7 protein-coding genes and 1 pseudogene are annotated in these 9,269 nt (G+C 51.7%); 6 read left to right on the top strand and 2 right to left on the bottom strand.

Translation table 11 applies throughout. The features are described from left to right. Both IGR76_17850 and IGR76_17845 read right to left on the bottom strand, forming a co-directional pair. On the bottom strand, window positions 1–2,122 hold a 2,122-nt coding region (locus tag IGR76_17850; protein ID MBF2080320.1), incomplete at its 3' end, for a copper-translocating P-type ATPase. Window positions 2,123–2,131: 9 nt separating this feature from the next. Then, window positions 2,132–2,326 carry a heavy-metal-associated domain-containing protein gene (locus IGR76_17845; protein ID MBF2080319.1) on the bottom strand — a complete coding sequence of 65 codons (195 nt, stop codon included), beginning with the start codon at window positions 2,324–2,326 and terminating at the stop codon, window positions 2,132–2,134. A gap of 469 nt (window positions 2,327–2,795) precedes the next feature. Here IGR76_17845 and IGR76_17840 point away from each other — a divergent pair, with 469 nt between their 5' ends. From IGR76_17840 to crcB, 6 genes and pseudogenes are all read left to right on the top strand, one after another. After that, window positions 2,796–5,294: a response regulator gene (locus IGR76_17840; GenBank protein ID MBF2080318.1), complete on the top strand. Its 2,499-nt coding sequence runs from the start codon at window positions 2,796–2,798 to the stop codon at window positions 5,292–5,294. A gap of 89 nt (window positions 5,295–5,383) precedes the next feature. Next, window positions 5,384–6,871, top strand: a pseudogene (locus IGR76_17835) (GAF domain-containing protein). Between the two features lie 140 nt (window positions 6,872–7,011). Beyond that, window positions 7,012–7,299 carry a hypothetical protein gene (locus IGR76_17830; GenBank protein ID MBF2080317.1) on the top strand — a complete coding sequence of 96 codons (288 nt, stop codon included), beginning with the start codon at window positions 7,012–7,014 and terminating at the stop codon, window positions 7,297–7,299. Window positions 7,300–7,332: 33 nt separating this feature from the next. Then, on the top strand, window positions 7,333–7,710 hold the full coding sequence (locus IGR76_17825; GenBank protein ID MBF2080316.1) for a response regulator: 378 nt from the start codon (window positions 7,333–7,335) through the stop codon (window positions 7,708–7,710). 166 nt (window positions 7,711–7,876) lie between these two features. Beyond that, window positions 7,877–8,305, top strand: coding sequence for a hypothetical protein (locus IGR76_17820; GenBank protein ID MBF2080315.1), 429 nt, complete (start codon window positions 7,877–7,879; stop codon window positions 8,303–8,305). An 11-nt stretch (window positions 8,306–8,316) separates the two neighbouring features. Continuing rightward, on the top strand, window positions 8,317–8,694 hold the full coding sequence (gene crcB / locus IGR76_17815) for a fluoride efflux transporter CrcB (protein MBF2080314.1): 378 nt from the start codon (window positions 8,317–8,319) through the stop codon (window positions 8,692–8,694). Window positions 8,695–9,269 lie beyond the last annotated feature (575 nt).

The following is a 9,269-nucleotide window of genomic DNA, read 5'->3' as shown; positions in this document are numbered from 1 at the left end:
CGATCGGGATGCCTGCCACGTTGTAGATAAACGCAAAGAACAGGTTTTGTTTAATATTGCGAATGGTGGCGCGACTCAGTTGGATCGCTGTCACGATGCCGTGTAAATCGCCAGAAATCAACGTGATATCACTCGCAGCGATCGCCACATCGGTTCCAGTACCGATTGCAATCCCCACATCAGCCTGAGCTAAGGCCGGAGCATCATTGATGCCATCTCCCACCATGGCAACTATTTTGCCTTCAGCCTGAATCTTTTGAACCGCAGCGGCTTTTTGATCTGGACGCACCTCCGCAAAGACGCGATCAATCCCGACTTCATGGGCGATCGCATCGGCAGTGCGTTGGTTATCTCCCGTGAGCATCACCACATCTAGTCCCATTTTTCGGAGAGTGCGAATGGCACTGGCAGACGAAGGTTTAACCGCATCAGCAATCCCCAGAATCGCCTCTATCTGACCATTTACAGCGACCCAAACCACCGTTCTACCCAACGACTCTAAGCGATCCCACTGGGAGGTGATCGCACGGGTATCCATGCCCAAGTCGGTCATCCAGCGGTAGGTGCCGATTTGTACCTGTTGCTGATCAACAAAACCCTGAACCCCACTACCAGCGATCGCTTCAAAGTGTTGCACATCGCCCAGGCTAACCTCCTGAGCTTGGGCGTATTGCACGATGGCCTCTGCCAACGGATGCTCAGAATTGCGCTCTACAGATGCGGCTAACCGCAGGATGGTTAGCTCGTTTTGGTTGGCCGTACCGTTGACCGTCACGTAATCCGTCACCGTAGGTTTACCCTGGGTAATGGTTCCGGTTTTGTCGAGAATGATGGTTTGGAGTTTGTGCGCCAGTTCTAAACTGTCCGCACCTTTGATCAAAATACCGTTCTCTGCCCCCTTCCCGGTACCGACCATAATCGAGGTGGGAGTGGCTAAACCCAGCGCACAGGGACAGGCAATGATCAACACACCAACCGTTGGAATCAACGCCATTGTGACGTTGCCCATCACGTTAAACCAAATGATGAACGTGAGGAGGGCGATCGCCATCACCGCAGGCACAAACCAGCCTGTCACCTGATCTGCAAGTCGTTGAATCGGTGCTTTCGAGCCTTGAGCTTGTTGCACCAGCTTCACGATTTGGGCTAGGAACGTATCTTTGCCCACTCGCGTAGCCCGAAAGGTAAAACTCCCCGTTTTGTTAATCGTTGCGCCGATGACTTCATCCCCCGCCTGCTTTTTCACAGGCACACTTTCCCCTGTCACCATTGCTTCGTCAATCGTGGAAGAACCGTCTACAATTTCGCCATCAACGGGAATCTTCTCCCCTGGGCGCACTCGGATGATGTCTCCCAGAACCACCTCCGCAATCGGAATGTCCACGTCCTGTCCATCCCGAATCACCCGTGCCGTTTTGGCCTGCAATCCCATCAAGTTGCGGATCGCTTCCGACGTTTTCCCCTTGGCTCGGTTCTCCAAGAGTCGCCCCAGCAAGAGCAGCGTAATCACCACGGATGCCGCCTCAAAATAGACATCGGGGCGAAGTCCTTGGTTGATGAACCACTGGGGAAAGAAAGTGGGAAATAGAGAGTAGAGATAGGCACCGCCCGTCCCCACCGCCACTAGGGTATCCATTGTGGCCGTGTGGCGTTTGAAGGCTTTCCAGGCATTGATAAAAAAGGAATTGCCGGCCCACAGCAATACCGGAGCGGTTAGAACCATTTGCAAGAGGGGGGTGTGAAGCCCCATGGGAATGAGCGGAACGGCAATGCCCGTCATTGCGGGAATCGAACCGATGACGAGAATGGCGCTGATGATGCCACTCACCCACACCTTTCGGGCGAGCGTCCGTTGCTCGGCTTGGCGTTCCCGACGCTCGGCATCATCGTCCGATGCCAACGGATCATCCTGGAGCGGCTGAGCTGCGTAGCCCGCATCATCCACAGCCGTTTGAATAGCGGAAACGTCTGTTTGCGTAGGGTCGTAGGTGACCCTGGCTTGCTCTGCCCCAAAGTTAACGCTACAGGCTTCCACACCGGGAACCGCGCGAATCGCGTCTTCAATGGTGCTGGCACATGCGGCACAGCTCATGCCCTTCAATTTGAGAGTTGTGTTTTCCATGCCGATGCTCTAGGTGACGGTGTAGCCCGCGTCGGTAATCGCTTGCTTGACGGCAGGTTCGGCAGCACTTGTGTCTACCCTGACCTGCTTCGTTTTCGGGTCGGTTTGGACTAATGCGCTCGGATCAAGCGCCTGAATCGCTTTTGTAATGGTGTCTCCACACGCAGAACAGGCCATATTGGGAACCGTGAACTCAAGTTTCATCCTTCAATCCTTTTAGTGGGGAACTGTTTAATGGGGAACTGTTGCCATTTTGAACTCTCCAGTAAAGTGGAGAGTCAAGGGCTTTCGTTTGGCAGAGGGATGGAATAGCGAAATTGCTGATGTAACCATGGATTTTCAACTCAAACCTGAAACCTCAAAATTCAAACCGGGTATGCGGTTAAGATGTTCGGAAATCTGTCAAAGCAGGCCATTTTGAGCGTAAGTGCCATGTTGAGTTTAATAACTCCTTCACACATCCCTCACAGAAATTTCATACTCTTGAATTAGGGGGTTGGTTCGTAATGATCTATGTTTGGGGCGGTCTACGGAGTCTGCCAAGTCTGATGTGATGACCTTGGCCGACTGGGTATAGAACGCTGCTAACCTGCCCTCTGCCTTGGCTAAGAAAGAGTGCGTCTAGGGTGAGTCTATAGGTTTAGACAGAACTGTTTGATGACCAAACGACATTGTGAAGATTCTATGCGTTGAAGATGATACAGGATTCGCTCAGTTGCTTCAGCAGTTGTTGACTAAGCAACACTATCAAGTTGACATTGCAACAGATGGGGAAACCGGGCGAGATCTGATTGAAACCTATACCTACGACCTGATTCTGCTGGATTGGATGTTGCCGCAGTTGAGTGGAATCGAGATTTGTCGGCAATTACGGGCTGATCGCAGCATTACAGATACGCCCAATCAAGACACCCCGATTCTGCTGATGACAGCGTCAGATAGTGTAACGAATCGGATCATGGGGTTGGATGCAGGAGCCGATGATTATGTTGTGAAACCCTTTGACGTAGACGAGCTATTAGCACGGGTGCGAGCACTGTTACGCCGCAACCAAAAAGCGCGATCGCCCCTGCTTCAGTGGGGAAACCTCCAGCTTAATCCCAACAATTGTGAGGTAACGTACAACGGGCAATCCGTGCCCCTCGCAGCCAAGGAATATCAGTTGTTGGAGCTATTTCTGCGGCATCCCGATCAGATTTTTAGCCTCGATCGCCTGCTGACGAGTCTTTGGGTGCTGGATGACATTCCCAGCGAGGGAGCGGTGCGATCGCACATTAAGGGACTCCGCCAAAAGTTGAGACGGGCAGGCGCAGATGACCCCATTGAAACGATTTATAAGCTAGGCTATCGGTTGAAACATAGTCCTCATCAAGATCCTATCGGTCAACACGAACCCTTGGATGATCAACCACTCACCGCTAAATTTGATCCCCTTGCTGAAACGATTCCTCCATTGTTATGGGATGTGTGGCAGGAATATCGGCAATCCTATTGCGATCGCCTGGAGGTGATTGAGCAAGCGATTCTTGCGCTCCAGAAGGGAACCCTGACCCCTGAACAGCAGCAAGCGGCTGAACGAGAAGCCCATACGATAGCGGGTTCCTTGGGTAGTTTTGGCCTAGAGGACGCATCCCGTTTATCCCGTCAAATCCAGCAAATTCTGAGCCAGGAACCACCCCTCAGTCAAGCCCTATCAGACCTACTGAGCCGTCTTGTGGAGTCTATCCGACGCTGCATTATGCCGCCCAAGGGAGCAACTGTTCAGATTTCATCGGACACTGCTGCCAGTTTCAAACGCCCATTCCAGGACGGGCGCTCGGTGCTGAAACCCATCCTGCTGGTGGTGGATAATGATGTGTTGCTAGCTCAAAAACTGGCTAAAGAGGCATCATCGTGGGGAATGTACACCAACATTGCCACTGCGATACAAGAGGCGCAGGATTTTATTGAGAGTACCCCAGTGGACGCGATTTTGCTGGATCTCAATTTCGCGGATTCCACCAGCAGTGGTCTAGATTTCTTGGCAATCCTCCATCACCACTATCCTGATCTGCCTGTCGTGATTCTGACCGCAGAGGAAGGATTGGAAAGTCGGGTGATGGCGGCTCGCTTAGGAAGCCGCTGTTTCCTCCAAAAACCGATCGCCCCATCCCAGGTCTTAGCATCAGTGATGCAGGTGTTGCCTCAACCGCCGTCGTTACCGACCCGAATTTTGGTTGTCGATGACGATCCAGCCTTACTCGATCTCCTCAAGATGATGCTTGAGCCCCACGGATACGACGTCATTCTGCTGAAATCGCCGGACCAGTTTTGGCGATCGCTCGAACAAACGGTTCCTGACTTGTTGATCCTCGATGTGGAGTTAAAAGGCCCGATTTATCCGCACTATGAGATGGATGCCAAACCAGCCCCCCTAACGGGTACTGAGCTATGTCAGGTGATTCGCAATGATCCGCGTTGGAATCGGCTTCCCGTCCTCTTTTTGTCTGCCCACACGGATATTGATACCGTACAGCGGGGATTTGCGGCAGGCGCAGACGACTTTTTGACCAAGCCCGTTATTCCGCAAGATCTGTTAACCCGCGTGCGGACTCGACTCCATCAACGTCGGCTTTGGGGGGCTACCGATCTAGACGAGTTGACTGGGGTGAGCCTACGGCGCAAAGCTTTGCAAGACCTAACACGCCTGATTCGCCTCGCCCAACGACAGCACCAGCCCTTCACCCTTGCTTTACTCGACCTCGATCATTTCAAAGAGGTGAACGATGAGTATGGACATGATGTCGGTGATCAAGTCCTCAGCTATTTGGGTAAACTTTTGCGTCAGTCGTTTCGCGAAGAAGACATCGTGGGACGATGGGGCGGCGAGGAATTCATTATTGGGATGTATGGCATTACCGAACAGGACGGTAAAGAGCGTCTAGATCATGCCCTGGCTCAACTTCGGAACCACGTATTTTCCTTGCCTGACGGTGAAACCTTTCGGGTTACGTTTAGCGCAGGCATTGCCCGCCTCGCTGAAACGAGTACAGAGTTCGATGAGTTAAAAGACTTATATCACTCAGTGGATCAGGCGCTCTACGAGGCCAAAGCTGCCGGACGAAATCGCATCATCATCGCCAAAATAGACAATGGCGGCAGTCAGAGACGTTTGGACTTACCTCCGCCGTAGGTGATGGGACGACATCGTACCATCATCGTCAAAATAGGAAATAGTGGCAATCAGAGGGACTTGAATTTGCCTCATCTGTAGGAGATAGGATGACTGGAACGAACCATAGCACAGACTTAGAGAATATTTTCCCAGGGCAGGGCGAGATGGCGGCTCTTATGCGATCGCACGATTGGTCAAAAACGCCCTTGGGGTCGGTGGAACAATAGCCGCAAAGCCTCCGTACCACGGTGAGTATTTTGCTGAGTTCGCGCTATCCCATGTTCACGTTTTGGGGGCCAAACTTGGTGAAGCTCTATAACGACGCCTATCGTCCCGTATTGGGCAGCACGCACCCGTGGGCGTTGGGACAATCGGGGCCAAGCATCTGGCCGGAGATTTGGCCAACGATCGGTCCCATGGTGGAGCAAGTCATCCACAACGGAGAAGCTACATGGCCTGACAACTTGTTGCTGATTATGCAGCGGAGTGGTTACGTCGAAGAAACCTACTTCACGTTTTCCTACAGTCCAATCCGGGATGAAACGGGCGGTGTTGGCGGGCTATTTTGTGCCTGTACAGAAACAACGCCGCAAGTATTGGGCGATCGCCGCCTCCAAACCTTACGAGATTTAGCCGCCCAAGCCGGACATGCCAAAACCGTAGATGCCGCCTGCGAATCGGCCGTCAATATCCGGGCAAAAAATAACGCGGATCTGCCCTTTGCGTTGCTTTATCTCCTAGATGCCGAGGAAACAACGGCGAATCTAGTGGGCAGCACGGGACTCGAACCCGACGATGGGCTCAGCCCAGCGGCGATCGCCCTCCGTACACCAATGACCTCCCACCCGTGGCCTCTGGCTGCCGTCCTTGCCAGTAACGCTGCTGTAACGGTAGACACGATGGCGGACTGGTTAGGGGAACGAGTCATTGGCCCCTGGCCGGAATCGCCCCACACGGCTCTGGTTCTCCCGCTAGCGTCCCCAGGGCAGGAGAAAGCCACCGGATTTTTGATTGCGGGGGTCAGTGCGCGGCGGGAGTTAGATGATAGCTACCAAGGCTTTTTGGAGCTAACCGCTCGTCAAATTGCGATGGCGATCGCCGATGCCCGCGCCTACGAAGCCGAACGCCAGCGAGCCGAAGCCCTCGCCGAAATTGATCGGGCAAAAACGGTCTTTTTTAGCAATATTTCCCACGAGTTTCGCACCCCGCTCACCCTGATGCTATCGCCCGCCGAGGATGCTTTGGCAGACGTAGATCAGCCATTGCCTGCAACCCAGCGCGATCGCCTTGCCACGATTGTGCGCAACGGACATCGTTTGCAGAAATTAGTGAATACCCTGCTGGATTTCTCCCGGATTGAGGCCGGACGCGTTCAGGCATTGTATGAACCCAATGACCTCGCCACCCTAACCGCCGATCTCGCCAGCACCTTCTGATCGCGGATCGAACATGCCGGATTAATCTACGTGGTGGATTGTCCGCCGCTCACCGAAGCGATCTACATCGATCGGGAGATGTGGGAAAAAATTGTGCTGAACCTGCTTTCCAACGCCTTCAAATTTACGCTGGGCGGCACGATTTCCGTGCGCTTGTAGGAGTACCCGGATCACGTGGAATTGGCGATCGCCTTTTACAAGTACTGACTAACTTACTCAGCAACGCGATTAAATTTTCTCCGGCTGGCTCTAAGGTTTGGGTCACTGCCGAGCAAATCCCATCGAACGCTTCCCCATCCGTGACCGAAGCTCCATCTGCATCAGCCCCCTATCTACTATGTACAGTTCGAGACGAGGGACGTGGTATTCCCGCCGAACAATCAGCGCATGTGTTTGAGCGGTTCTATCAAATTGACGCATCGGATTCCCGTGATAAAGGCGGCACGGGGTTAGGACTTTCCATTTGCCGTACCATTATCGAGCAACACGGTGGAAAAATTGGCGTCGAAAGCCAGGCTGGATCGGGTAGCACCTTCTACTTCACCCTTCCTCTAACGAAATGTGTAGACAAAAATAACCCCCTATAAGAGAATAATTGCTTCGAGCGGAACGGAGACGTAATGACCAAACAGATTTTGATCGTCGATGACGATATCGGGATTCGCAAAATCACCCAAATCACGCTACAAACGATCGCAGGTTGGGATGTTCTGGCAGCACCCTCAGGCCAAGAGGGACTGGCGATCGCCGAGTCAGTCCAGCCCGATGTCATTCTTCTAGATATGATGATGCCCGGTATGGATGGTTTGACTACCCTGAAACATCTCAAATCTAATCCAAAAACCCAGGCGATCCCCGTTATTTTCTTAACCGCTAAAGTTCAAATTTCAGAGCAGCCAGAATTTTCATCGCTCCCCATCTTGGGAATTATCACAAAACCCTTCAAGGCTCCTAATCTGGTGGAACAAATGCGATCGCTCCTAAATTGGCATGACTAAAATTTTTTAAGCTATTCACAAATTTCTCACAGATTTTTCCTATGCTTAGGTTTGGAGATCTCATTCCATTTGTAACCAGACGCAGGTTTGGTGTGGCGCATGCGCCGCACCAATTGTCTGTTCAGGATTCGGAATCCGAATAGTATGCGAACCTTCTGTACTCCCTATGACAGATTCCGTCATGGCGTATTACGACGAGAGGGCTACTGTAATTGCGGTGAGCCTGCTCAAACTCAGAGATCTCAAACCCATCCAACTGCTCAAAGATTTGTTGACCTTTATTCCCAATCCCGGTCACATTAGAGCTATCTTGACTCATGCTGTTGTTAAAGTCGTCGATGATGACCCCCAATCGGCACTCTGGTTGTTTCAGCATCCCGACGTGCTGGAACCTGAAATCCAGGTCAAAGCGGTGATTGTTCAAGCCTTGACCCAAAAACTGTACGCTTTAGGGTATACCTCCCATGATGTTAGGGTAACGGATGATTATCATCTCAACTTTAGTGAAGCAGCCATCCACATCCTGCGATCGCAGTCCGATCCAGATCAGGAAGACGTAATCACCCTTATTCAAGCCCTCTCAAGCTCGCAATGAATTCGCAAGCAATGGATTGGACTGTACCTGCCATCGCGCTAGGGGCGATCGCCGGAGCCCTCAGCCGCTACTACATTAGCCTCTTTTGGGCAAAAAAACTGGGAACCCGGTTTCCCTACGGCACCCTGTTTGTAAATCTGACAGGGGCGCTGTTGATCGGTGTGGTTGCAACCTTAGCGACGGTGTACCCCCTTCCCAGCGGACTCCAAACCCTAATCGTCGTTGGCTTCCTGGGATCTTACACCACCTTTTCGTCCTACATCCTGGATTCTAAGATTCTTCTTCGCAGTTTCAGACCATTTTCAGCAGCCGTGTACTGGTTTGGGAGTCCGATCTTGGGCTTATTTTCTCTAGAGATCGGGATTTGGCTGGGGCACCGCCTAGTTTAGAGCGCATTTTAACCCTACTTATCGCTCTTCTGTCACTCTTGCCAGAGAATAACTGAAATATAAAGAACTTCGCTTGCAGTCATTCGCCTGAATTGATGAGACCTGGACGTAACCTGCTTTAGTTCCCTCTACGCCTGCTTTAGCTTTCGCAGCAAAATATGCAACGAGAGAGCAACGCACGCTCTAAATTACTCCCAAAGAGGAAAAACCTTAACCAGAATGTCTAAAACCTAGTCGCACCAAGGCTTATGAGGAAACCCCAAAAATCTCACAGGAATCTTGTTGACAATTGTTGAGGGGAGTAGTTATATTGATAAAGCGGTCGAGAGCGAGCAACGCTGAAGCGAAGTGAGCTACACCGTAGAACCTAGACAAGATAATAGTTTGGAAGTCAGCATAGCATTGATAACTCGAGAAAGCAAATCGAGTTTGAAGGAAGGTAAGGAAACTGCTTTCCGTTAGATTCAAAAGATTCTGGACTAGTATTCGTAGAGGATACTAGGAGCCTCAAGCTCAACAACATGGAGAGTTTGATCCTGGCTCAGGATGAACGCTGGCGGCGTGCTTAACACATG

Source organism: Synechococcales cyanobacterium T60_A2020_003, assembly GCA_015272205.1.
In the GTDB taxonomy this organism is placed as follows: Bacteria; Cyanobacteriota; Cyanobacteriia; order RECH01; family RECH01; genus JACYMB01.
The sequence above is the reverse complement of the archived record's forward strand: the minus strand, read 5'-3'. Positions and strand labels throughout refer to the sequence as shown.

Coding starts and splice junctions, on each gene's coding strand:
- IGR76_17845 (MBF2080319.1), bottom strand. CDS start 2,326: ATGAAACTTGAGTTCACGGTTCCCAATATGGCCTGTTCTGCGTGTGGA.
- IGR76_17825 (MBF2080316.1), top strand. CDS start 7,333: ATGACCAAACAGATTTTGATCGTCGATGACGATATCGGGATTCGCAAA.
- IGR76_17820 (MBF2080315.1), top strand. CDS start 7,877: ATGACAGATTCCGTCATGGCGTATTACGACGAGAGGGCTACTGTAATT.
- crcB (MBF2080314.1), top strand. CDS start 8,317: ATGGATTGGACTGTACCTGCCATCGCGCTAGGGGCGATCGCCGGAGCC.